The sequence below is a fragment of the Roseovarius gahaiensis genome (genome assembly GCF_011601345.1).
Taxonomy (GTDB): domain Bacteria; phylum Pseudomonadota; class Alphaproteobacteria; order Rhodobacterales; family Rhodobacteraceae; genus Roseovarius; species Roseovarius gahaiensis.
In genome coordinates, this window is the sequence record NZ_JAAORB010000012.1 from 27,958 (window position 1) to 51,397 (window position 23,440).

A 23,440-nucleotide genomic window follows, 5' to 3' on the forward strand; every position below is an offset into this window, starting at 1 on the left:
AAAACCGCCTTGCGCGGCCCTATTGGGTTTTTCCGTTTTACTCCATGAAAGACGCGACCGCGTCATTCAGCAGGCTGCGCAGGCTGTCTATGGTGGTCACATAGCTTACCATCGGAGCTTCAAGCGTGGGGTGCAGTCCTGCAATCTGTGGGGCAAACACGTAAATCAGCGTCAAAGCCGCGAACAAAAGGACCGTCAGAACAAAACCACGTCGAAACCCGCCGGATTTTCTTGGTGCGGTTTGTAAGACAGCATCGCGTGCGACGGCGGCTTCCGGCCGAGGGGTTGGATCAGAGTCGAGCGAGGAATTGATTTCGTCGATATCCGGCAACAAGTTGCGACGCGACTCTGGGTCTATATCAGCGCGGCTGTCGTCTTCTTGGGCTGGATCTTGGGGGCCTGTATCCGACGGCTGCGGATCGCTTGGAGGCGTTTCCTCGGCGTCTAGGCCGCGCAGTCGCGCCATGCGTTCGCGGGCTTCGCGGGTGCGTTGATCTTCGCCGCTATCTTCAAGGCCCATTTCGGTCTGGGTCTCTAGACTGCCGCTATCCGCCGCGCGGGCCTTTTGTTCGCGTTCTGCCTCTTCGCGCAAAAGATCACGAATGGCTGGGTCAAGCTCGCGGCGCTGTGTGCCTTCGGTGGGTGTGGTTTCGTTTTGGTCGTCTTCGTCCCCGTGGTCGTCCGAGATGTCTGGCCCATCCTCGGACGATGTATGGCTGTCGTCGGTTTCCGCCGGGTGACCGTTTTGATCGTCTTGGCCTTCGGGGATGACATCATAATCTGCGTCTGCGTCTGCGTCATAGTCCTGACCACTTGCGCTGGTGTCACCTTTGGGGTGTTCGGCGGTGTCCGGCGATGGTTCGTCCTTGGACGCTAGATGATCGGGATGATGCTGAAACCACGTGTCACCGCAATTGGAGCACTGCACATCACGCCCGGTTTCCGGGATCACTTCGTCGGGCACTTCGTATTGCGCCCCGCAATTTGGGCAAGTCAGCCTCATGTTGCCACCTGTCGCCTGCCAGCGGTATCCGCCTGTTTCCTCGTGTTGGTACAATAGGCGGTAACGTTCTGTTGCGAAAGGGCAAAGCAAATCGGGCCTGTAATCATTGCACAACTGTGTTCCGTAAGGCATTTAAGGCCAGCATCATGTGCATGAGGGAACGGGTTTGATCGAGCTGGATAACGTAGCCTACAGTTACGGTGGGGGTGAGCTGCTGAGCGATGTGTCGCTGCAGCTTCAGCCCGGATCGTTCCATTTTCTGACCGGCCCGTCGGGTGCGGGCAAGACCACTCTGCTCAAGCTGTTCTATGGGGCTTTGTTGCCGACAGCGGGGGATGTGCGGCTGTTCGGGACGGATGTGCGCGGGATGGACCGCGACGACATCGCGATGACCCGGCGCCGCATCGGCGTTGTGCATCAAGATTGCCAGTTTCTGGATCACCTAAGCGTGTCCGACAATATTGCCCTGCCTTTGATGGTTTCGGGCCGCGATTTGCTAACTGAAGGCGCGAATTTGAAGGAACTGACGACTTGGGTGGGGCTCAAGTCCCGCGCCGGGGCCCGCCCGCCGGAATTGTCTGGGGGCGAACGTCAGCGTGCGGCGCTGGCCCGCGCGATCATCATGTCGCCCGATGTCGTCTTGGCCGATGAGCCTACGGGCAATGTGGATTGGGACATGTCGCAACGCCTCCTGCGCCTTCTGGTCGAGTTGAACCGCATGGGAAAAACCATCATGATCGCCACCCATGACCTTGCCCTGATCCGCGCCGCCAAGGCGCATGTTCAGGCCCGTGTGCTGCGGATTTCCAACCGGCGGCTCCATTTCGCGGGGGCCGATCTGTGACGCCTAATCTGGCCAGACTAGGGGAGTTGGTGGTCGGCGATGCGCAGGCCGATCGGGTTGTGCCGCCCACTGGGTTCACCGCGCAACTGACCTTGTTCAGCGCGGCCGCAATGGCGTTTCTGGCAGTGTTCGCACTGGCGCTGTCGCTGGCCACCGGGCGATTGGCCGACCGTTGGGGGGACGAATTGGCGCGCAGTTCGACCGTGCGCATTTCAGCGCCCGAGGGACAGTTGGCGGCACAGACCGATGCCGCCTTGAAACTGCTGAACAGCACACGCGGTGTCGCCGAGGCACGCGCGCTGAACACGGACGAACAGCGCGCCCTGCTTGAGCCGTGGTTCGGCCCCGATCTGCCAGTTGAGACCTTGCCCATTCCGCAGTTGATCGAGGTGATCGAAGATGCCGAAGGGTTTGATCCACAGGGCTTGCGGCTGCGCCTGTCTGCCGAGGTGCCGGGCGCTGTGCTGGACGATCACACACGCTGGCGCCGCCCGCTGACCGATGCGGCCGGACGGTTGCGGCTGTTGGGATGGGTGTCACTGTCGCTGATCGGTGCTGCGACGGCGGCGATGATCACGCTGGCGGCCAATGCCGCACTGGCAGCGAATGCGCAGGTGATCAGCGTTCTGCGGCTGGTGGGAGCGCGCGACGCCTATATTGCGCGGGCCTTTGTGCGCCGCTTTACCTTGCGGGCGCTGACCGGTGCTGCCGTTGGTATGGTGCTGGGCTGTGCGGCGATCCTGCTGTTGCCATCTGCACAGGCCGAAGGTGGATTTCTGACCGGGCTTGGTTTTCAGGGCTGGCATTGGGTCTGGCCGCTGCTGATCCCGCCCCTTGCGGCGACAGTGGCCTTTGCCGCAACCCGCGCGGCGGCCATCAAGACCTTGAAGGACATGCCATGAGCCACGCCGTGCAGTGGGTGCGTTCGCTGATCTTTGTGATCAACATCTATGCGATGATGGGGATCATAGGGATCTTGTTTTTCCCTTGGGCAGTGGTCAGTCGCCGGGGCGCGCAGGCGGCCTGCCATTCATGGTGCCGTTGGGTGCGCTGGACCGCGGGCTGGATGGTTGGATTGCACACCGAAGTGCGCGGCACGCCGCCCACCGACGAGGTTTTGATCGCGGCCAAGCATCAATCGTTTCTGGATATCGTGCTGATTTTCGGCGCGGTGCCTGCGGGCAAGTTCATCATGAAGCGTGAATTGATGTGGGCGCCGGTGATCGGGCAATACGCGCTGAAAATTGGCTGTGTCCCGGTGGACCGGGGCAAGCGCAGTCTGGCGATCAAAAAGATGGTTTCGGACGTGGGTAAGGGCCGACAGGAGCCGGGACAGTTGATCATCTACCCGCAGGGCACCCGCATCGCACCCGGCGTCAAGGCGCCCTACAAGGTGGGCACGGGTGTGCTGTATGACGAACTGGGCCAAGATTGCGTGCCAGTCGCGGCCAATGTGGGCTTGTTTTGGCCGCGCAAAGGCATCATGCGTAAACCCGGCACGGCGATTGTCGAGTTTTTGCCGCGCATCCCGGCGGGGCAGGACCGACGGCAGTTCATGCGCGAGTTGGAAGCTAAGGTGGAAACCGCCTCGACCGCACTGATGCAGGAGGCGGGATTTGACCCCGAAAGTTGACTATATCCGCGAGATTGCCGATCTTGAAGCGCTTTATCCGGCCCCGAGCGTGGCGAGTGTGCGCAAAGTCGCGACGCGCCTGACCCCGCTTTATCGCAAGTGGATCGCCAAATCGCGGTATTGCATCCTGTCCACTGTCGGCCCCGCTGGCACCGATGGCAGCCCGCGCGGCGAGGATGGGCCGGTGGTGACCGAACTGGACCCGCAAACGCTGGCCCTGCCCGATTGGCGTGGCAATAACCGGCTGGATACGCTGCGCAACATCGTCAGTGATGGGCGGATTTCGCTGCTGTTCATGGTGTCAGGATCGGACACAGTTGTCCGGATCAACGGGCAAGCGCGGGTAACGGCGGATGAGCAAGTGCGCGCCATGTTCAATCGCCAAGGCAAACGACCGACCACTGTGATCGTGATCAAGATCGGCGAGGTTTACGCCCAATGCGCCCGCGCCACGATGCGATCGGGCCTGTGGGAGCGCGACGACAGCAAGGGCCTGCCGACGATGGGCGAGATATTGGCCGAACAGACGCGCGGCGAGGAAGGCGGCAGCGATTACGATACGGCGTGGATGGACCGGGCGATCAAGACGCTGTGGTAAGTTGAAAAGGCGGCCCGATTGGCCCGCCTTTCCGGTTTGATTGCGGTGCTCGTCGCGCTCTGGCGTACGCGCCTCGCGGTGCTACGCTGATCAGGCGTGGATTGCGCCGTCACCGCAGGCCAAGGCCGCCTCGCGCACCGCTTCGGAATAGGTTGGGTGGGCGTGACAGGTGAGGGCCAGATCCTCGGCTGACGCGCCAAACTCCATCGCCACACAGATTTCATGGATCAGGTCACCGGCCATCGGGCCAATGATATGCGCACCAAGGATCCTGTCGGTGTCCTTGTCGGCAAGGATTTTGACAAACCCATCTGCGGCAAAGTTGGCCTTGGCCCGACCATTGCCCATGAAGGAAAACTTGCCGACTTTGTAGGCGCGGTCGGCGTCTTTGAGCTCTTCCTCGGTCTGGCCGACGCTGGCGACCTCGGGGTGGGTGTAGATCACGCCGGGAATGACGCCATAGTTCACATGACCATGTTTGCCGGCAATCACTTCGGCGGCGGCCATGCCTTCATCCTCGGCCTTGTGGGCCAGCATCGGGCCGGCGATGGCATCGCCGATGGCATAGAGGCCTTCGACATTGGTGCGCCATTGATCATCGGTTTCGATCTGGCCACGTTCGGACATCTTGACGCCAAGCGCGTCGAGGCCAAGGCCATCGGTGAAGGGTTTGCGGCCCGTGGCGACCAGCACGGTATCGGCGTCAAGCGTGTGTTCACTGTCGTCTTTGCGCAGTTTGTAATGCACTTTGGCCTTGGTTTTCATCGTCTCGACAGATTGCACGGCCGCGCCCATCACAAATTCAAGCCCCTGCTTTTTCAGCAGTTTCTGGAATTGCTTTTGCACCTCACCATCCATGCCGGGGGTGATGTGATCGAGGAATTCAACGACCGTGACCTCGGTTCCGAGACGGGAATAGACCGAGCCGAGTTCGAGTCCGATCACGCCTGCGCCGATCACTACCATTTTTTTGGGGATTTTGGACAGTTCCAGCGCCCCGGTGGAGGTGACAACGGTTTTCTCATCCACCTCGACGCCGGGCAGAGACGAGGAGTCAGAGCCGGTGGCGATGATGATGTTCTTGGCTTCGTGAACATCGTCACCGACCTTGACCCTGCCCTTTTCGGGGATCGTGCCCCAGCCTTTGAGCCAGTCGATCTTGTTCTTTTTGAACAGGAATTCAATGCCCTTGGTGTTCTGGCCGATGACATCATCCTTGTAGGCCAGCATCTGTTTCCAGTCGACGGACGGTGATTTTCCCTTGAGGCCCATCTTGGCGAAATTATGCTCGGCCTCGTGCAACTGGTGGCTGGCATGCAGCAGAGCCTTGGATGGGATACAGCCGACGTTGAGGCAGGTGCCACCCAATGTGTCGCGGCCTTCGACGCAGGCGGTTTTCAGGCCAAGCTGCGCGCAGCGGATGGCGGCGACATAGCCTCCGGGACCGGAGCCGATGACGATGACGTCATAATTTGCCATAAGGGTATCCTTTCGGTTGAGCGGGTTTGGGGGCACTGCCCCCGTCGCCCGATGGGCGACTCCCCCGGAGTATTTTTGGAACAATGAAGATCATAGCAGGGCCACCAGAAGCATAAGCGTGGTGGCCAGAAAGCCCACAGCCCAGATCAACGAGCGGCCTGGACGCCAGCCGAAGGCGTAGGCGGGGATGTAGAGGACGCGCGCGCCGAGATAGGTGAAGGCGAGCGCGGCGGTGAGGGGGCTAGATTTTTCGGCAAGCGTGAGGACCACGCAGGCGATGCTGAAGAGGATCAGCCCCTCGAAGTGATTGTTGAGCGCACGGCCAAGGCGGGCTGTGCGTTCGGACATTTGCTTTGAAGGCTCGCGATCACGCGCGGACATGGTGTAGCCCGGCCCAAGTTCGAGGTTCGCGGGCACGGCGTAGAGGACGTATTGAACGACCTGTAGCAGGGCGGCGAGGGTGAGGGCGGTGAGTTCGGGGGTCATTTGACGATGCTCATTTCTTCATAGTGCGACGAATAAAGCGGCTATCGCTAGAAGTGTACCAACAATCCATTCCCATTCTTCTTTCCAGAATTGCCAAACCCTGCGTGCTGCCCGCGCGGCCCAATGTCTCTCGAAACCAATGAAGAATAGTCCCTCATACTTCTCACCTATAAACTCGCCCTGCCACCAATTACGTAGCCGTTGACCGATTTTCCTGATCGGCCCGAAACTCATGACCAAGGCCACTGTAGTCTCGTCACTGGTGCGGGAGCCGCTTGAAAGGCAACACCAGATGTCATGGACTTAGCCTCTGCAAGAGCCCTCGTACAATAGACTGTTTGATACGTCTGACTTGTTATCAATCTTCCAGCCCGTGGGGCAAATATTTCTTTCAGCGACGAATTGCCCAATAAAATTTAGCCGTGTCTCTTCTTGAAGATCAGGTTCGACCAACCCATTCAGGTGGTTCTCAGCAAAAACATAGCGAAAAGTCACTTGGCCGTTTTGATCTCTTTGCACCGCTCCACTTCCGGCAGCCAAGTCCAGTGCTGCATTGGGTTGTCCGCTTACAAGTGCGGCTGTCGTTGGATTGCAAGCAGACAGGACAAGGAGCGCCAAGCCAATTATCGTTGTGCGCATATCTTTAAACTCCTTTGAAAACGGTCCCCACAGGTGGTGGGTTTGAAACCCACTATTCCCGTTACAAATCCATCAACAACCGCCGCGGATCTTCCAGCGCCTCTTTCACCCGGACGAGGAAGGTGACCGCGCCTTTGCCGTCGACGATGCGGTGATCGTAGGAAAGGGCCAAATACATCATCGGGCGGGCCTTGATCTCGCCGTTCACCACCATCGGGCGTTGCTGGATCTTGTGCATCCCCAGAATCCCCGATTGCGGCGGGTTGAGGATGGGCGAGGACATCAGCGAGCCGTAGACGCCACCGTTGGAGATGGTGAACGTGCCGCCCTGCATTTCGGCCATCGACAGTTTCCCGTCACGCGCCCGCGCGCCTTTTTCGGCAATGGCTTTTTCGATCGCGGCGAATGACATCGCGTCGGTGTCGCGGATCACCGGCACCACGAGGCCGGTGGGGGTGCCAGCGGCGATGCCCATATGCACGAAGTTCTTGTAGACGATATCGGTGCCGTCGATTTCGGCGTTGACCTCGGGGACTTCTTTCAAGGCGTGGCAGCAGGCCTTGGTGAAGAAGGACATGAAGCCCAGCTTGACGCCGTGTTTCTTGAGAAACTCGTCTTTGTATTCATTGCGGAGCGCCATCACCTCGGTCATGTCCACCTCGTTATAGGTGGTGAGCATGGCGGCGGTGTTTTGGCTGTCTTTGAGGCGCTTGGCGATGGTCTGGCGTAGGCGGGTCATCTTGACCCGTTCCTCGCGCGCGGCGTCATCTGCGCTGACCGGGGCACGGGGGGCTTGTGCCGGTTGGGCCGATGCGGCGGGGGCGGATGTAGCGGCCGAGGCAGCCTTGGCCACGTCTTCTTTCATGATCCGGCCATCGCGACCCGAGCCTTGGACCTGATCGGCAGAGAGGCCTTTTTCAGCCATTGCCTTTTTGGCCGATGGGGCGTGTTCGATGTCGCCACCCTGTGCGCTTTGAGTTTCCTTGCCGCCTTCGGGGGCGCTGTCGTCATCGGCGGGCTCGGGGCGTTTGTCGGGCGTGATCGTGCCATCCGCCGAGCCCGAGAGCACGGCGATCTTGCCACCTGCCTGCACGGTATCGCCTTCCTGAGCAAGGATATCGCAGATCGTGCCAGCGGCGGGCGAGGGGACTTCGACCGAGACTTTGTCGGTTTCCAGCTCACACAGCATTTCGTCCTGAGAGACGCTGTCGCCAACCTTTTTGAACCAAGTAGAGACCGTGGCCTCGGAGACGCTTTCGCCAAGCGTGGGCACCATCACATCGACATTGCCTTTGTCGCCGTTGCTTTCCGACGCGGCGGGTTGGGTCTTGTCTTGTTCGGCGCTGTCATCGGCATCGTCCGATTTGGCACCTGCGCCTTCGGAAATCGTCGCCAACAGGGCGTCGACGCCTACGGTTTCGCCTTCACCGGCGACGATTTCGCCAAGGGTGCCTGCGGCGGGTGAGGGCACTTCGACGGTGACTTTGTCGGTTTCCAGCTCACACAGCATTTCGTCGGCGGCGACGGGATCGCCGGGTTTCTTGAACCAAGTGGCGACGGTGGCCTCGGTCACGGATTCGCCGAGCGTGGGGACGCGAACTTCGGTAGACATGCGTTATTTCCCTTCGATGGTCAGCGCGGCTTCGACCAGCGCCTCTTGTTGTGCTTTGTGTTGAGACGCGAGGCCCGTGGCGGGCGACGCGGCGGCCGCGCGGCCAGCATAGGTGGGGCGGGTGTGCTTGGCGTTGATGCGTTGCAGAACCCATTCGATATTCGGCTCAATAAAGAACCACGCGCCCTGATTTTTCGGCTCTTCCTGACACCAGACCATTTCGGCCTGTTTGAAGCGTTCCAGTTCCTTGACCATGGACATGGCCGGGAACGGATAAAACTGTTCGACGCGCAACAGGTAGACATCGTCGATGCCGCGCTTGTCGCGCTCTTCCAGAAGGTCGTAATACACCTTGCCAGAACACAGCACCACGCGCTTGATCTGATCGTCAGGTTTCAGTTGCGTGTCCGAGTTGCCGTATTGCGCATCGTCCCACAGCACCCGGTGAAAGCTTGAGCCGGTGGTGAACTCTTCGGTTTTCGAAACGGCCATCTTGTGACGCAGCAAAGATTTGGGCGTCATCATGATCAGCGGTTTGCGATAGGTGCGGTGCAGCTGGCGGCGCAGGATGTGGAAATAGTTGGCCGGTGTGGTGCAGTTGGCCACGATCCAATTGTCGCCGCCACACATCGTGAGGAAGCGTTCCAGACGCGCCGAAGAGTGTTCGGGGCCCTGTCCTTCGTATCCATGCGGCAGCAGGCACACGAGGCCTGACATGCGCAGCCATTTGGATTCGCCCGAACTGATGAACTGGTCGAACATGATTTGCGCGCCGTTGGCAAAGTCGCCGAACTGGGCCTCCCACAGGGTCAAGGCGTTGGGTTCGGCAAGGCTGTAGCCATATTCGAACCCAAGAACCGCGTATTCGCTGAGCATCGAATCGATGACTTCGTAGCGGGCTTGACCCTCGCGGATGTGGTTAAGCGGAAAGTAACGCTCTTCGGTGTCTTGGTTGATAAAGGCCGAATGGCGTTGGCTGAAGGTGCCGCGGCTGCTGTCCTGACCGGAAAGGCGCACGGGGTATCCTTCCAGCTGGAGTGAGCCGAAGGCCAGCGCCTCGGCGGTGGCCCAATCAAAGCCTTCGCCGGTTTCGAACATTTTCTTCTTAGCGTCCAGCAGGCGACCAACGGTCTTGTGCAGAGGAAACCCTTCCGGGGCGGTGGTCAGGGCGCGGCCGATGTCTTCCATCGTTTCGGGCGGGATGGAGGTTTCGCCGCGCTGATAATCCTCGTCCTTGCGGTCAAGGTGCGACCACTTGCCATCCAGCCAGTCGGCCTTGTTGGGGCGGTATTCCTTGCCCGCTTCGAACTCGTCGGCCAGATACGATTGGAAGGCGGCCTTCATATCGTCAATCTCGCCTTCGGGAATCAGACCGTCTTTGACAAGCCGTTCGGTATAAAGGCTGAGTGTGGTCTTTTGCTTCTTGATCTTGTTGTACATCACCGGGTTCGTGAACATGGGCTCGTCGCCCTCGTTATGGCCGAACCGGCGGTAACAGATGATGTCGATTACCACGTCTTTTTGGAACTTCTGGCGGAATTCCGTGGCCACCTTGGCGGCGTGAACAACCGCTTCGGGGTCGTCGCCGTTGACGTGGAAAATGGGTGCCTCGACCATCAGCGCGATGTCCGTGGGGTAGGGCGAGGAGCGCGAGAAATGCGGCGCGGTGGTAAAGCCGATCTGGTTGTTAACCACGATATGCATGGTGCCGCCGGTTTTATGGCCTTTCAGCCCCGACAGGCCAAAGCATTCCGCCACGACGCCCTGACCGGCAAAGGCCGCATCGCCGTGCAGCAACACCGGAAGAACGCTGGTGCGTTCGTCGTCGTTAAACTGGTCCTGCTTGGCGCGGACCTTGCCCAGAACCACCGGGTTCACCGCCTCAAGGTGCGAGGGGTTCGCGGTCAGCGACAGGTGCACCTTGTTGCCGTCGAATTCCCGGTCGCTTGACGCCCCGAGGTGGTATTTCACATCGCCCGAGCCGTCCACGTCTTCGGGTTTGAAGCTACCCCCCTGAAATTCGTTAAAGATCGCGCGGTAGGGTTTGCCCATCACGTTGGCCAGCACCGACAGGCGGCCGCGGTGCGGCATGCCGATGACGATCTCTTTGACGCCAAGGCCGCCACCACGCTTGATGATCTGCTCCATCGCGGGGATCAGGCTTTCGCCGCCATCAAGGCCAAAGCGTTTGGTGCCCATATATTTGACGTGCAGGTATTTCTCGAAGCCTTCAGCCTCGACCAGCTTGTTCAAAATGGCCTTGCGGCCTTCGCGGGTAAAGGTGATTTCCTTATCATAGCCTTCGATCCGTTCCTTCAGCCAACCGGCCTGTTCGGGATCGGAAATGTGCATGTATTGCAGGGCAAAGGTGCCGCAATAGGTGCGTTTGACGATATCAAGGATTTCCCGGATCGACGCGACCTGAAGGCCCAGAACGTTGTCGATGAAAATCGGGCGGTCCATATCCGACTCGGTGAAGCCGTAGGATTTCGGATCAAGCTCGGGGCGGGCGCCATGATCCCGCAGGCCAAGCGGGTCCAGCTCGGCGATCAGATGGCCACGGATGCGGTAGGCGCGGATCAGCATCAAGGCGCGCACGGAATCCAGAACGGCGCGTTTTACCGCCTCGTCGGAGACTTCGATGCCCTTTTCGGAAGCTTTCTGCTTGATCTTGTCGCCGGCCTTCTGTGTTTCCAGTTCGGCAGGCCATTCGCCGGTCAGGGCGCTGGTCAGATCGTCATTGGGCATCGGCGGCCAATCGGCGCGCGCCCAGCTTGGCCCCGCGGCCTCTTTCTTGACATCCGTTTCGCCATCCCCAAGCTCGCGGAAAAACGCCTGCCACGCCTCGTCGACCGCGTTCGGGTCGTTTGCGTAGCGCGCGTAAAGCTGTTCAAGATATTCCGCATTGTGCCCCTGCATGAAGCTGGAGGCGTGGAACTGGTCGTTGGGGGATTGGTCGGTCATTGTGATGCCTCGCTCGGCACAGGATGAAGCCCCGTGCTCATGAGAGATGTAAGCGTGTTGTCAACTCCACGCTCGTTGAAGAATGTATGGAGTTCGGTGGCCTCCGTGAAGTCGTAGAATTCAATTGATGCATCGATTTCGGGCGACTCAGCTTCGAGCCGGAGATTGTGCCGTGTGGCCCCGAACGAGGTTTGCTCGGTTTCATCTCGCACAACGGCCATCGCCTGCGAGGCAAGAAGCGCGCGCGCATCGCCGCTATCCAGATTTCCCGTAGCAGCCAGGCTGCATTTCATGACCAAGCTGCCATCCGGGAATGTCACGACCTCAACGTCAAGCGAGGCCGGTGGAGAAGAATGCTGAAGGGCAAAGCGAGCGGATCGGCTTTCGAGTGCTGCGCTCAATTCGGTCTGTGTCACCCGCTGGCCTGCGGCAAAGCGGAGCTTTAGCGGAGTTTTGCGTTGAGCGTCGAAGAAATCCGCGAGCGTGCCCTCGGCGGGCCTGAACTCAGTGCCGCCATACGACGCCACGGTTTCCATTGCCGAAAGGGCGCGAGCACTTTTGTCATCGGTCAAATGGACCCAACCTGACTCGTCAAGCTGCATGAACCGGGTTTCCACGGACGTGCCAGCTTCCGTGCAGGCCCGGATGGCTGTCTCGATACTTTCCGAAGTCACTGCCTTACAAGCGCCTGCAAGCAGGAAGAACGCACTTGCAGAGAGCCACCGCACGGTGGTTGCGAGGCAATGCTCTTGGCGCATCACCGTGCGGGGCGAATTCCTCGAAGGTATCAAGTGTCCGTATGACAACGAGCTTACCCAATCGCCTTGAGCACGGCTTCGCCCAAGGTGGCGGGGCTGTCGGCGACAACGATCCCGGCGGATTTCATCGCCTCGATCTTGTCGTCGGCGCCGCCCTTGCCACCGGCGACGATGGCACCGGCGTGGCCCATGCGACGGCCCGGAGGCGCGGTGCGGCCCGCGATAAAGCCAGCGGTGGGTTTCCAGCGGCCTTTCTTGCGCTCATCGGCAAGGAATTGCGCGGCCTCTTCTTCGGCCGAACCGCCGATTTCACCAATCATGATGATCGACTCGGTCTCGTCATCGGCAAGGAACCATTCCAGAACGTCGATATGTTCGGTGCCTTTGATCGGGTCGCCGCCGATGCCGACGCAGGTGGACTGGCCAAGACCCACATCGGTGGTCTGCTTGACCGCCTCGTAGGTCAGCGTGCCCGAGCGTGAGACAACGCCGCACGACCCGCGCTTGTGAATGTGACCGGGCATGATGCCGATCTTGCAGGCGTCGGGCGTGATGACACCGGGGCAGTTCGGCCCGATCAGCGTGGAGTTTGAGGTTTCCAGCGCGCGCTTGACGCGCATCATGTCCAGAACCGGGATACCTTCGGTGATGCAGACGATCACCTCCATCTCGGCGTCGATTGCTTCGAGGATACTGTCGGCGGCAAACGGCGGTGGCACGTAGATCACCGAGGCGTTCGCCTGCGTTTCGTGCTTGGCCTCGTGGACCGAGTTGAACACCGGCAGATCAAGATGCGTCTGACCGCCTTTGCCGGGTGTGACCCCGCCGACCATCTTGGTGCCGTAGGCGATGGCCTGTTCGGTGTGGAATGTGCCCTGCGAGCCGGTAAGGCCCTGACAGATCACTTTGGTGTTTTCGTCGATGAGGACTGCCATCTTGGCGTTCTCCTTTGGAAATTCCGGGGAAGGTGCGCAGTGAATGCGCACCCTACGGTCAGCCTTTGACGGCCTTTACGATCTTCTCGGCGCCGTCTTTCAGGTCGTCGGCGGCGATCACGTCGAGGCCGGAATTCGAGATGATTTCCTTGCCTTTTTCGACGTTGGTGCCTTCCAGACGCACAACCAGCGGCACCTTCAGGCCCACCTCTTTGACCGCGGCAATGACGCCTTCGGCGATCACGTCGCAGCGCATGATGCCGCCAAAGATGTTGACCAGAATGCCTTTGACCTGCGGGTCCGAGGTGATGATCTTGAACGCCTCGGTTACTTTTTCCTTGGTGGCGCCACCGCCCACGTCAAGAAAGTTGGCCGGTTCCGCGCCATACAGCTTGATGATGTCCATGGTCGCCATCGCAAGGCCCGCGCCGTTCACCATGCAGCCGATTTCACCGTCCAGAGCGATGTAGTTGAGGTCGTATTTCGACGCTTCCAGCTCTTTGGGGTCTTCTTCGGTGGTGTCGCGCAGTTCGGCGACATCGGAGTGGCGGTAGACCGCGTTGCCGTCAAAACCCATCTTGGCGTCAAGGCATTTCAGATCGCCCTTGTCGGAAATGATCAGCGGATTAATCTCAAGCATTTCCATGTCTTTTTCAAGGAACAGCTTATAGAGAATGCCCATCAGCTTGACGCATTGTTTTACCTGCGCGCCTTCAAGGCCCAGCATGAACGCGATGCGGCGGCCATGGAACGGCTGATAGCCGGTGGCCGGATCAACCGAGAAGCTGAGGATCTTTTCCGGGGTGCTTTCGGCGACTTCTTCGATATCCATGCCGCCTTCGGTCGAGGCAACGAACGACACGCGCGATGTCTGACGGTCGACCAGCAGGGCGAGGTAGAATTCTTTTTCGATGTCCGAGCCGTCTTCGATATAGATGCGGTTGACCTGTTTACCGGCGGGGCCGGTTTGTTTGGTCACCAGCGTTGAGCCCAGCATCCGCTTGGCTTCTTCGGCGGCTTCTTCGACTGATTTGGCCAGACGCACGCCACCGGCTTCTCCGGCGCGGGCCTCTTTAAAGCTGCCCTTGCCGCGGCCACCCGCGTGGATCTGCGCCTTGACCACCCAAAGGGGGCCGTCCATTTCGCCAGCGGCGGTTTTGGCTTCTTCGGCGCGCAGCACGACACGGCCATCCGAGACCGGGGCGCCGTAGGAGCGAAGCAGAGCTTTCGCCTGATACTCATGGATATTCATGAAACTGTCCCGTTTTGCTACGATTGCAACCTGTGTGTCATATTATTTGGACATGCGGGAAGAAGTTTTTACGTATTGCAGAGGATTTTGGGGATTTTCGAACATTTGTGATCACAGCTTCAAATCGTGTGATCACAAATTTAAAATATAATAAAAAGTGCATATTTTCCAGAATCATCACGGGCAGCGTCATCCCGCGACCCACAAAAAAACGGCGCCACGCAAGTGACGCCGTTTTACTAGATATCCTTGTGATGCCGGGTCAGGCCAGCGAGTTGTCGATGCCTTGGCACGCCTCGACCAAGCCTTTGACGGCTTTGACCGAACTGTCGAACATCGCCTGTTCGTCTTTGGTCAACGAGATGTCGACCACACGCTCGATACCACCCGCACCGATCACGGTGGGCACACCGACGTAGAACCCGTTCAGGCCATATTCACCATCGCAATAGGCCGCGCAGGGCAGCAGGCGCTTTTGATCTTTCAAATAGGCTTCGGCCATTTCGATGGCGCTGGTGGCCGGGGCATAGAACGCCGAGCCGGTTTTCAGCAGGCCGACGATTTCGGCACCGCCGTCACGCGTGCGCTGAACGATGGCGTCCAGCTTGTCCTGCGTGGTCCAGCCCATTTTCACCAGATCGGGCAGCGGGATGCCCGCAACGGTGGAATACCGGGTCAGCGGAACCATCGTATCGCCATGGCCGCCCAGAACGAATGCGGTGACATCTTTCATCGACACGTCGAATTCAAGGCTAAGGAAGTGGCGGAAGCGCGCGCTGTCCAGCACACCGGCCATGCCGCAGACTTTTTCTGCGGGCAGGCCCGAGAATTTCTGCAACGCCCAAACCATCGCGTCCAGCGGGTTGGTGATGCAGATCACAAAGGCGTCCGGCGCGTTGTCGCGGATGCCTTCGCCGACAGATTTCATGACCTTCAGGTTGATGCCCAGCAGGTCATCGCGGCTCATGCCCGGCTTGCGCGGCACACCGGCGGTCACGATGCAGACATCGGCCCCGGCAATATCGGCATAGTCCTGCGTGCCTTTCAGGCGTGCGTCAAACCCTTCCGAGGGGCCGGATTCAGCGATATCAAGCGCCTTGCCTTCGGGGGTGCCTTCGGCAATGTCGAACAGGACGACGTCGCCCAGTTCCTTCATGGCGGCGAGGTGAGCAAGCGTGCCGCCGATCTGTCCTGCGCCGATGAGGGCAATCTTGGGTCTGGCCATTGGATGTATCTCCGGTCGGTTGGAATTTCGCGTTTGGGGTAGTCCCAATTTGGCGCACACGCAAGAGTGCCGCGATGCAGCGCTGGGGCGAAGTCATGCTGGCGCTGGATCATGACGCGCGCTAACACTGCGTGGAAACAGGGAGTTAGGGCCAATTGCCATGATTTTGCCAGACCCGGCAGTTTTTGCTGTTGCACTGCCCGCAGTGGTCTTTGCGGGGATATCAAAGGGCGGCTTCGGGTCGGGCGCGGCCTTTGCCAGCGCGTCGATTCTGGCACTGGTGATCGAGCCGGGGCAGGCCCTTGGTATCATGTTGCCGCTGCTGATGTTGATCGACGTGTCGACCCTGCGGCCTTATTGGCGGCGCTGGAACTGGCGTGACGCGCGGCGGCTTTTGCTGGGGTGTGTGCCGGGGGTTACGATGGGAGCCCTTTTATACAGCATGGCGGAACCGGATGTGTTGCGCCTGCTGATCGGCGGGATTTGTCTGGCCTTCATCGGCTGGCGGGGGCGCTGCGGGCCGGGTTGGTGCGTCCATCGGCGCAGCCGTTGCCCGGATGGGCGGGGGTTCTGGCCGGGACGGTGGCAGGCTTTACCAGCTTTGTCAGCCATGCGGGCGGGCCACCGGCCGCTGTTTATCTGCTGTCGCAGCGATTGGACAAAACCACCTTTCAGGCGACCACCGTCATCGTATTCTGGGCGCTGAACATGATGAAATTTGTGCCTTACGCCTTCTTGGGTATCTTCACCATGGAAACCTTGGTGCTGGACGTGATGTTGGCCCCCTTTGCGGTGATGGGCGCGTGGCTGGGCATATGGGCGCATCGCGTGGTCCCCCAAACGCTATTTTTCGCCATTACATATGTTTTGTTGGCTGTAACCGGCACCAAGTTGATCTGGGACGCTCTGACGTAATCCGGGGCGCGTGCAGGGCATTTTCTGCGCCGCGGCGACAAAACACTTGAACTTTTTGGGCAAAAAGTGGCATTCCGGCGCAAGTTTGTTCCAGCATGATCAGGGAGGCGCTGCCAGATGGATACCGCAACACGGCCTTTTCGTTCGGTCCTTTATATACCCGGCTCCAAGGATCGGGCGTTGGACAAGGCGCGTACATTGCCCTGCGATGCCATCATTTTCGACCTTGAGGATGCAGTTTCGCCCGAGGCCAAGCCGCAGGCGCGTGAAACGCTGGCGAACGCTCTGAAACAGGGTGGCTATGGCAAACGCTCGAAAATCGTGCGGATCAACGCTTTGACCACGGAATGGGGCCTTGAGGATGCGCGGGCGCTGCGCGATGCGGGTGCGGATGCAATCTTGCTACCCAAGGTCAACACGCCATCGGATGTGGACAATCTGGCCGATATGCTGGGCCCCGACATGCCGATCTGGGTGATGATGGAAACCCCTGTCAGCGTGTTTAACGCCCGCGAAATCGCGGCCCATGCGCAGGTGGCGGGGCTGGTTGCCGGCACCAATGATTTGACCAAGGATCTGGGCTGTCGCACCCGTGCCGATCGTCTGCCGTTGATGACCTCGTTGCAGATGATCGTCATGGCGGCCCGTGCGGCGCGTGGTGTGGTTGCAATTGACGGGGTGTATAACCGATTCCGCGATGGTGAGGGGCTGAAGGCCGAATGTGAACAGGGCCGTGACCTGGGCTTTGACGGCAAGACACTGATTCACCCGGCGCAGATTGACGTGACAAACACCGCCTTTGCGCCCACACAGTCGGAAATCGATCTGGCGCAACGTCAGATCGCAGCGTTCGAGGAAAGCCACGCGGCAGGGCAAGGCGTGGCCGTGGTCGATGGACAGATTGTGGAAAACCTGCACATTGTTGCGGCGCAGCGCATTCTGGCCAAGGCCGAGGCAATCAAGGACATGGCAGCGGAGTAAACGACAATGGCATATCTTATTCTGGGCCTGATCCTGTGGAGTGCAGGCCACTTCTTTAAACGTGCTGCCCCCGACATGCGTGCCGGCATGGGCAATGCGGGCAAGGGCGTTGCAGCTCTGATCATCGTGGTTGGCTTGGTGCTGATGGTGATCGGCTACCGCGGTGCTGAATTCGTCAACCTTTGGTATCCGCCAGTATGGACCGTGCATCTGAACAACCTGCTGATGTTGGTCGCGGTCTTCGTCTACGGTATGAGCGCGACCAAGGGCCGCTTGCGCGGAAAGATGCGCCACCCGCAACTGACCGCGGTCAAGATCTGGGCCGTGGCGCACCTGATTGTGAACGGCGATTTGGCCTCGGTGGTGCTGTTCGGCGGGCTGCTGGCCTGGGCCGTGCTGGAGGTGGTTGTCATCAACCGCACGCAGGAGTGGGAGCGCCCCGCGCCTGGACCGGCCAGAAAGGACATCCTGCTGGTGGTCATCACGCTGGTCATGTTCGGCGTGATTTCTTGGATTCACAACTGGCTGGGCGTCTGGCCGTTTCCGGGGTGATCCGAAATGCAACTGTATCGCTTCCTGTCTGCCGATGACACATCAGAGTTCTGTCACAAGGTGACTGATGCGCTGAACAAAGGGTGGGCGCTGCATGGCAGCCCAACCTATGCCTTTGATCACGCCAATGGCGTCATGCGCTGCGGTCAGGCCGTGGTGAAAGAGGTGGACGGCACCTATACCCCCGATCTCAAGCTGGGAGAGCAGTAATCATGGCCAAGACAAATCCGGGCCGGTTTTTCGAGGATTATTCGATTGGGGACGTGATTGCGCACGCGGTGCCGCGCACCGTGTCAGGCGGAGAGCGGGCGCTATATCATGCGCTCTATCCCGCGCGCCATGCGCTGTATTCGTCGGACGAGTTTGCACGCGGCTGCGGCCTGCCGTCCAGCCCGCTGGATGATCTGGCGGCGTTTCACGTGGTGTTTGGCAAAACCGTGCCCGATGTATCGCTGAACGCGCTGGCCAATTTGGGCTATGCCGAGGGCCGCTGGCTCAAGCCGGTCTATCCGGGCGATACGCTGCGCTCCACCAGCAAGGTGATCGGGCTCAAGCAGAATTCAAACGGCAAATCCGGTGTCGTTTGGGTGCGCACCAAGGGCGAAAACCAGCGCGGCGAGACCGTGCTGGATTATGTGCGTTGGGTCATGGTGCGCAAACGCGATCTGGACGCTGCGGCACCCGAGACCACCATTCCTGATCTCAAGCCCGCACTGGACGCCAGCGATCTGGTGATCCCCGAGGGGCTTGATTTCACCGATTACGATTTCACCTTGGCCGGGGAACCGCACCGTTGGGCCGATTACGAGGTGGGCGAGGTGATCGACCATGTCGATGGCGTAACCATCGAAGAGGCCGAGCATATGATGGCGACCCGCCTTTGGCAGAACACGGCCAAGGTGCATTTCGACGCCACCCTGCGCGAAGACGGCAACCGCCTGATCTATGGGGGGCATGTGATTTCGATGGCCCGCACCCTGAGCTTCAACGGGCTGGCCAATGCGCAGATGATCGCCGGGCTGAACGCAGGTGCACATGCGAATCCGTGCTATAGCGGTGATACGATCAAGGCTTGGTCGGAAGTTCTGGACAAGGCCGAAACGCCTGCGCCCGGTGTGGGGGCGCTACGCTTGCGGTTGGTCGCCACAAAGGGTGGCACGCCGTTCACTCTGAAGGGCGATGACGGGAAATATCTGCCGCATGTATTGCTGGACTTGGATTACTGGGCATTGATTCCGCTTTGACGATAAGGACAGGCGTGGTTGACTGGGGTCAACCAACCTGTCATTCACATATTTCTTTTTGAATGTGAATGATTGGGTTTCGCCGCTGTCTTTGCCGTTGGAGCAAGAGAATGTTTGAATTTCGCCCCATGATCCGGGCCTTTTCCGTTGCTGCTGCCCTATGTGCCGCTTGGTCGGTGTCTGCGGCTGAATTCACGGTAGAGCCTGTCACGATTACAGACTGGAAGGCGGTTTATGGCCGCGTGGAAACCCGCGATAGGGTGCCGGCCCGCGCCCGCTTGGGCGGAACCCTGAGTATGCTGGACGTCGCCGCGGGTGACCGGGTGCAAAGTGGCGCCAATCTGGCCCGTGTGGTGGATCAAAAGCTGGATTATGAGCTTGGCGCGGTCGATGCCCGCCTCCAAGCTGCCGAATCGCGGCTGCAAAATGCGGAAACCGAATTGCGCCGCGCCGAAGAATTGCAGGAACGCGGTGTCGCCACGGTGCAACGGCTGGATGCGCTGCGCACCGAAGTGAACGTGATCACCTATGAAATCGCCGCCGCCCGCGCCGAGCGACGGGTGATCGAACAGCAAGTGACCGAAGGTGATGTTCTGGCCCCGTTGGACGGCGTTGTTTTGGATGTCCCGGTGACAGCCGGCGCAGTGGTCACGCCGGGGCAGACCATCGCCTCGATCGGCGGTGGCGGGGTGTTCCTGCGGTTGGCAGTGCCGGAACGCCATGCCGGGACGCTTGTCGAAGGCGATGAAATTCAGATCGAAGGGCCGAACGGTCCACGCACCGGCACGTTGGCCAAGGTCTATCCGCTGATCGAAAATGGCCGCGTGATTGCGGATGTCGAGGTGGACGGCCTCAGCGAACGCTATGTCGATGCCCGTGTTCTGGTGCGCCTTCCGGTCGGAGAGCATCAGGCGCTTTTGGTCCCGAAATCGGCCCTGATGACCCGCGCCGGATTGGATTTTCTGCATGTGGCAAAGGGCGACGACACCCTGATGCGCAGCGTTGTCGTCGGCTCGGAACATGATCGTGATGGTGTGGCGATGGTGCGTATCCTGACCGGCCTGAACGCTGGTGACGTGGTGGTGAGCGGCGATGAGTGAGCAAGGCGACACAGTTCGCCCGCTTGGGCTTGCCGGGTGGCTGACGCGGGGCTTTATCACCTCACCCCTGACGCCGTTGATCATTCTGGCGGCGCTGGCCGTGGGGCTGATTGCCTTGATCAGCCTGCCCCGCGAGGAAGAGCCACAAATCTCGGTGCCGCTGGTCGATATCCATATCCAAGCCTCGGGCCTGACGGCAGAGGATGCCGTGCAACTGGTGACCGAGCCGATGGAAAACATCGTGCAGGCCATTGACGATGTCGAGCATGTCTATTCCCAAACCCGTGATGACACGGCGATGGTCACCGCCCGGTTTGAGGTGGGCACATCGGCCGATGCGGCGATCTTGCGGGTGCATGAGAAGGTCCGCGCCAATCTGGACAGGATTCCCGTCGGCATTCCCGAACCGCTGATCGTGGGCCGGGGAATCAACGACGTGGCGATTGTCACGCTGACCTTGGCGGGCAAGCCCGGGCATGAGGTCTCATCTTATGATCTCACCCGCATGGCGCGGGCGCTGCGCGGTGAGTTGACCAAGATCGACAATGTCGGCTTGACCTATCTGACCGGTGACGCGCAAGAGGCCATTCGCGTGGCCCCCGACCCTGAAAAGCTGGCGCTGTATGGCGTGACGCTGCAACAATTGGCGGGCAAGGTGCAAAGCGCAAACCGCGCCTTCAGCACGGGCACACTGCGCGACGGTGGCCAGCAGATCGACCTGATCGCCGGTGAAACCCTGACCAACCCCGCCGAGATTGCCAGCCTTCTGCTGACCGCTCGCGACGGGCGGCCTGTCTACGTCGGAGACGTGGCGCAGATCGAGTTTGTGCCCGATATGTCAGAGCAATACGCAGCCAACGTCACCCGCACCGAGGATGGCGGATTGCACCGCGCGCCAGCGGTGACGCTGGCCTTGGCCAAACGCGCAGGCGCCAATGCCGTGATCGTGGCCGAGGAGATTTTGCACAAGGTTCACGCGCTTGAAGGCGATCTGATCCCCGAAAGCGTGGCGCTGTCGGTGACCCGCGATTACGGCGAAACGGCGAATGAAAAGGCCAATGAGCTTTTGTTCCATCTGGGCCTTGCCACCGTGTCGATCATTGGGCTGGTCTGGCTATCGATCGGGTGGCGCGAAAGCATCGTGGTGGCTGTGGTCATTCCGATGACGATCCTGCTGACGCTGTTTGCGGCGTGGATCATGGGTTATACGCTGAACCGTGTGTCTTTGTTCGCGCTGATTTTTTCCATCGGTATCTTGGTGGATGACGCCATCGTGGTGATCGAAAATATCGCCCGGCACTGGCAACTGGATCGCGGCAAAAGCAAGATCAAGGCGGCGATTGATGCCGTGGCCGAAGTGGGTAATCCAACCATTGTTGCCACGCTGACCGTTGTTGCGGCCTTGTTGCCGATGTTGTTCGTGTCGGGGTTGATGGGCCCTTACATGAGCCCGATCCCGGCCAATGCCTCGGCTGCGATGATATTCTCGTTCTTCGTGGCGGTGATGGTGACGCCTTGGCTGATGGTCAAGGTTTCGGGCAAAGACGGGGCCGACGCCGAGGCGCACGAAGAGGGCGAGGGCGTATTGGGCCGCGTTTATCGCAGGGTCGCAACGCCCATTCTGGCCACCAAGGCGCGCAGCGGGTTGTTTCTTTTTCTGACTGTGGTGATCTCTTTCGGCTCGCTTGGGTTGCTTTACACCAAGGACGTGACCGTCAAGCTGTTGCCGTTCGATAACAAATCGGAACTGTCGGTGGTGGTTGACCTGCCCGAGGGGGCGTCGGTTGAGGCGACGGATGCCGTGGTGCAGAAGGTCGCGCGCGCTGCGATGGACCTGCCCGAGGTGGTGGCTGCGCAGACCCATGCAGGCACCGCCGCGCCGTTCAATTTCAACGGTCTGGTGCGACATTACTATCTGCGTGCCCTCCCCGAACAGGGGGATGTGCAGGTCAACCTGCTGCCCAAGGGCGAACGCGAGCGCACCAGCCACGAGATTGCGCTTGACCTGCGTGAGCGGCTGAACGGCCTTGATCTGCCCGAGGGCACGGCGGTTAAAACTGTTGAACCGCCGCCCGGTCCGCCAGTGCTGGCGACCCTTTTGGCCGAGGTTTATGGCCCCGACGCCGAGACCCGCCGCGAGGTTGCGCGCAAACTGCGCACAGCGTTCGAGGAGGTGCCGTATATCGTCGATGTGGATGATAGCTTTGGGGTGCAGCCCCGACGTCTGCGGGCGACCATTTCCAGCGATGATCTAGAGTTTTTCGGCGTGCAGGAGGCCGATGTTTTTGACACGCTGGCCATCCTGAACGGTCAGACGCCGGTGGGCTATTCGCATCGCGGCGAGGGGCGCGACCCGATCCCGATTACCGTGGCGCGTGCGAAATCGGATCGTGTGATGGACCAGCGCATGCTGTCGACGCCGATCCCGGCCAATGTTCTGCCCGGCGCGCGTGGCGTTGTGGAATTGGGCGACGTAGTGCAAGTGCGGGACGAGCAGGCCTCGTTCCCGATTTTCCGGCGCAACGGACGGGACATCGAGATGGTCACCGCCGAGCTGGCCGGGGATTTCGAGGCGCCGCTTTACGGAATGTTGGCCGTGGCCGACAAGATCGACGCGATGGAGTGGCCCGAGGGGCAAAAACCGCAAATTGCCCTGAACGGCCAGCCCGCTGACGAAAGCGGGGTGACGCTGCTATGGGATGGCGAGTGGGAAGTCACCTGGGTCACCTTCCGCGATATGGGGGCGGCCTTTGGTGTGGCTTTGCTGGCGATTTACATACTGGTGGTGGCGCAGTTCGGATCGTTCCGTGTTCCGCTGGTGATCCTGACGCCGGTGCCTTTGACCTTTATCGGGATCATGCTGGGCCATTGGCTGTGGGGGGCGCCGTTTTCGGCCCCGTCGATGATCGGGTTCATTGCCCTTGCGGGGATTATCGTGCGCAATTCGATCTTGCTGGTGGATTTTATCAGGCATACCGACCCGGCCGGAAAAAGCGACTTGGATATCCTGATCGACGCTGGTGCGATCCGGTTCAGGCCGATTCTGCTCACAGCTTTGGCGGCTATGATTGGGGCGGCGGTGATTTTGGCCGATCCGATTTTTCAGGGTCTTGCACTGTCGCTTTTCTTTGGTCTGATCTCGTCAACATTGCTGACAGTTTTGGTGATTCCGGCGATTTATCGTGTGTTCAAGACCTGATTTGGTTTTGTGATCACATCA

20 protein-coding genes and 1 pseudogene are annotated in these 23,440 nt (G+C 60.0%); 11 read left to right on the forward strand and 10 right to left on the reverse strand.

The features are described 5' to 3' along the window. Positions 1-37: 37 nt before the first annotated feature. Entirely contained in the window at positions 38-1,003 is a 966-nt protein-coding gene (locus HAT86_RS08355; protein ID WP_167195741.1) for a zinc-ribbon domain-containing protein, read from the reverse strand. Between the two features lie 166 nt (positions 1,004-1,169). Between HAT86_RS08355 and HAT86_RS08360 the strand changes: the two genes are divergently transcribed. The 4 genes from HAT86_RS08360 to HAT86_RS08375 are packed head-to-tail and all read left to right on the forward strand — an operon-like array spanning position 1,170 to position 4,078. Beyond that, positions 1,170-1,847, forward strand: a complete 678-nt coding sequence (locus HAT86_RS08360) for a cell division ATP-binding protein FtsE (protein ID WP_167195744.1) — start codon at positions 1,170-1,172, stop codon at positions 1,845-1,847. Next, positions 1,844-2,749 (forward strand): cell division protein FtsX, encoded by a 906-nt coding sequence (locus HAT86_RS08365; RefSeq protein WP_167195747.1) that lies wholly within the window; start codon positions 1,844-1,846, stop codon positions 2,747-2,749. The genes HAT86_RS08360 and HAT86_RS08365 overlap by 4 nt, the downstream gene beginning before the upstream one ends. Continuing rightward, positions 2,746-3,480: a lysophospholipid acyltransferase family protein gene (locus HAT86_RS08370; RefSeq protein WP_167195750.1), complete on the forward strand. Its 735-nt coding sequence runs from the start codon at positions 2,746-2,748 to the stop codon at positions 3,478-3,480. The genes HAT86_RS08365 and HAT86_RS08370 overlap by 4 nt, the downstream gene beginning before the upstream one ends. After that, the gene (locus tag HAT86_RS08375; RefSeq protein ID WP_167195753.1) at positions 3,464-4,078 is read left to right on the forward strand and encodes a pyridoxamine 5'-phosphate oxidase family protein; all 615 of its coding nucleotides are present in this window, start codon (positions 3,464-3,466) and stop codon (positions 4,076-4,078) included. Before HAT86_RS08370 ends, HAT86_RS08375 begins: the two co-directional genes overlap by 17 nt. 90 nt (positions 4,079-4,168) lie before the next feature. On the opposite strand, the gene lpdA is transcribed toward HAT86_RS08375, so the two are convergent. From lpdA to mdh, 9 genes are all read right to left on the reverse strand, one after another. After that, complete coding sequence (gene lpdA, locus HAT86_RS08380) at positions 4,169-5,557, reverse strand: dihydrolipoyl dehydrogenase (protein ID WP_167195756.1); 1,389 nt, start codon at positions 5,555-5,557, stop codon at positions 4,169-4,171. A 90-nt stretch (positions 5,558-5,647) separates the two neighbouring features. Further along, positions 5,648-6,043 (reverse strand): MAPEG family protein, encoded by a 396-nt coding sequence (locus HAT86_RS08385; RefSeq protein ID WP_167195759.1) that lies wholly within the window; start codon positions 6,041-6,043, stop codon positions 5,648-5,650. A 303-nt stretch (positions 6,044-6,346) separates the two neighbouring features. After that, the gene (locus HAT86_RS08390) at positions 6,347-6,682 is read right to left on the reverse strand and encodes a hypothetical protein (RefSeq protein ID WP_167195762.1); all 336 of its coding nucleotides are present in this window, start codon (positions 6,680-6,682) and stop codon (positions 6,347-6,349) included. A gap of 61 nt (positions 6,683-6,743) precedes the next feature. Then, positions 6,744-8,294 carry a 2-oxoglutarate dehydrogenase complex dihydrolipoyllysine-residue succinyltransferase gene (gene odhB, locus HAT86_RS08395; RefSeq protein ID WP_167195765.1) on the reverse strand — a complete coding sequence of 517 codons (1,551 nt, stop codon included), beginning with the start codon at positions 8,292-8,294 and terminating at the stop codon, positions 6,744-6,746. Between the two features lie 3 nt (positions 8,295-8,297). Beyond that, complete coding sequence (locus HAT86_RS08400; protein WP_167195768.1) at positions 8,298-11,258, reverse strand: 2-oxoglutarate dehydrogenase E1 component; 2,961 nt, start codon at positions 11,256-11,258, stop codon at positions 8,298-8,300. Continuing rightward, entirely contained in the window at positions 11,255-11,860 is a 606-nt protein-coding gene (locus tag HAT86_RS08405) for a hypothetical protein (protein WP_167195771.1), read from the reverse strand. The genes HAT86_RS08400 and HAT86_RS08405 overlap by 4 nt, the downstream gene beginning before the upstream one ends. Before the next feature lie 209 nt (positions 11,861-12,069). Beyond that, complete coding sequence (gene sucD, locus HAT86_RS08410) at positions 12,070-12,951, reverse strand: succinate--CoA ligase subunit alpha (protein ID WP_167195774.1); 882 nt, start codon at positions 12,949-12,951, stop codon at positions 12,070-12,072. Positions 12,952-13,009: 58 nt separating this feature from the next. Continuing rightward, positions 13,010-14,203 carry an ADP-forming succinate--CoA ligase subunit beta gene (sucC, locus tag HAT86_RS08415; RefSeq protein WP_167195777.1) on the reverse strand — a complete coding sequence of 398 codons (1,194 nt, stop codon included), beginning with the start codon at positions 14,201-14,203 and terminating at the stop codon, positions 13,010-13,012. Between the two features lie 262 nt (positions 14,204-14,465). Further along, entirely contained in the window at positions 14,466-15,428 is a 963-nt protein-coding gene (gene mdh / locus HAT86_RS08420) for a malate dehydrogenase (RefSeq protein ID WP_167195780.1), read from the reverse strand. A 160-nt stretch (positions 15,429-15,588) separates the two neighbouring features. Between mdh and HAT86_RS08425 the strand changes: the two are divergent. The 7 genes and pseudogenes from HAT86_RS08425 to HAT86_RS08455 all read left to right on the forward strand — a co-directional run bounded on the left by HAT86_RS08425 (position 15,589) and on the right by HAT86_RS08455 (position 23,419). After that, positions 15,589-16,343 (forward strand): annotated as a pseudogene (locus HAT86_RS08425) (sulfite exporter TauE/SafE family protein). A gap of 117 nt (positions 16,344-16,460) precedes the next feature. Then, positions 16,461-17,324 carry an HpcH/HpaI aldolase/citrate lyase family protein gene (locus HAT86_RS08430; RefSeq protein WP_167195783.1) on the forward strand — a complete coding sequence of 288 codons (864 nt, stop codon included), beginning with the start codon at positions 16,461-16,463 and terminating at the stop codon, positions 17,322-17,324. Positions 17,325-17,330: 6 nt separating this feature from the next. Continuing rightward, a complete protein-coding gene (locus HAT86_RS08435; RefSeq protein WP_167195786.1) occupies positions 17,331-17,876 on the forward strand; it encodes an NnrU family protein in 546 nt (181 codons plus the stop codon). Between the two features lie 6 nt (positions 17,877-17,882). Then, positions 17,883-18,086 (forward strand): DUF1737 domain-containing protein, encoded by a 204-nt coding sequence (locus tag HAT86_RS08440; RefSeq protein WP_167195789.1) that lies wholly within the window; start codon positions 17,883-17,885, stop codon positions 18,084-18,086. Between the two features lie 2 nt (positions 18,087-18,088). After that, on the forward strand, positions 18,089-19,120 hold the full coding sequence (locus tag HAT86_RS08445) for a MaoC family dehydratase (protein ID WP_167195792.1): 1,032 nt from the start codon (positions 18,089-18,091) through the stop codon (positions 19,118-19,120). 110 nt (positions 19,121-19,230) lie between these two features. Next, positions 19,231-20,220, forward strand: coding sequence for an efflux RND transporter periplasmic adaptor subunit (locus HAT86_RS08450; protein ID WP_167195795.1), 990 nt, complete (start codon positions 19,231-19,233; stop codon positions 20,218-20,220). Next, entirely contained in the window at positions 20,213-23,419 is a 3,207-nt protein-coding gene (locus HAT86_RS08455) for an efflux RND transporter permease subunit (protein ID WP_167195798.1), read from the forward strand. Before HAT86_RS08450 ends, HAT86_RS08455 begins: the two co-directional genes overlap by 8 nt. Positions 23,420-23,440: the final 21 nt, after the last annotated feature.

Bases quoted from the DNA above. Each gene is read 5' to 3' on its own strand.
- HAT86_RS08355 (WP_167195741.1), bottom strand. From the start codon at position 1,003: ATGAGGCTGACTTGCCCAAATTGCGGGGCGCAATACGAAGTGCCCGAC.
- HAT86_RS08370 (WP_167195750.1), top strand. From the start codon at position 2,746: ATGAGCCACGCCGTGCAGTGGGTGCGTTCGCTGATCTTTGTGATCAAC.
- lpdA (WP_167195756.1), bottom strand. From the start codon at position 5,557: ATGGCAAATTATGACGTCATCGTCATCGGCTCCGGTCCCGGAGGCTAT.
- HAT86_RS08385 (WP_167195759.1), bottom strand. From the start codon at position 6,043: ATGACCCCCGAACTCACCGCCCTCACCCTCGCCGCCCTGCTACAGGTC.
- HAT86_RS08390 (WP_167195762.1), bottom strand. From the start codon at position 6,682: ATGCGCACAACGATAATTGGCTTGGCGCTCCTTGTCCTGTCTGCTTGC.
- odhB (WP_167195765.1), bottom strand. From the start codon at position 8,294: ATGTCTACCGAAGTTCGCGTCCCCACGCTCGGCGAATCCGTGACCGAG.
- HAT86_RS08400 (WP_167195768.1), bottom strand. From the start codon at position 11,258: ATGACCGACCAATCCCCCAACGACCAGTTCCACGCCTCCAGCTTCATG.
- HAT86_RS08405 (WP_167195771.1), bottom strand. From the start codon at position 11,860: ATGCAGCTTGACGAGTCAGGTTGGGTCCATTTGACCGATGACAAAAGT.
- sucD (WP_167195774.1), bottom strand. From the start codon at position 12,951: ATGGCAGTCCTCATCGACGAAAACACCAAAGTGATCTGTCAGGGCCTT.
- sucC (WP_167195777.1), bottom strand. From the start codon at position 14,203: ATGAATATCCATGAGTATCAGGCGAAAGCTCTGCTTCGCTCCTACGGC.
- mdh (WP_167195780.1), bottom strand. From the start codon at position 15,428: ATGGCCAGACCCAAGATTGCCCTCATCGGCGCAGGACAGATCGGCGGC.
- HAT86_RS08430 (WP_167195783.1), top strand. From the start codon at position 16,461: ATGGATACCGCAACACGGCCTTTTCGTTCGGTCCTTTATATACCCGGC.
- HAT86_RS08435 (WP_167195786.1), top strand. From the start codon at position 17,331: ATGGCATATCTTATTCTGGGCCTGATCCTGTGGAGTGCAGGCCACTTC.
- HAT86_RS08440 (WP_167195789.1), top strand. From the start codon at position 17,883: ATGCAACTGTATCGCTTCCTGTCTGCCGATGACACATCAGAGTTCTGT.
- HAT86_RS08445 (WP_167195792.1), top strand. From the start codon at position 18,089: ATGGCCAAGACAAATCCGGGCCGGTTTTTCGAGGATTATTCGATTGGG.
- HAT86_RS08450 (WP_167195795.1), top strand. From the start codon at position 19,231: ATGTTTGAATTTCGCCCCATGATCCGGGCCTTTTCCGTTGCTGCTGCC.
- HAT86_RS08455 (WP_167195798.1), top strand. From the start codon at position 20,213: ATGAGTGAGCAAGGCGACACAGTTCGCCCGCTTGGGCTTGCCGGGTGG.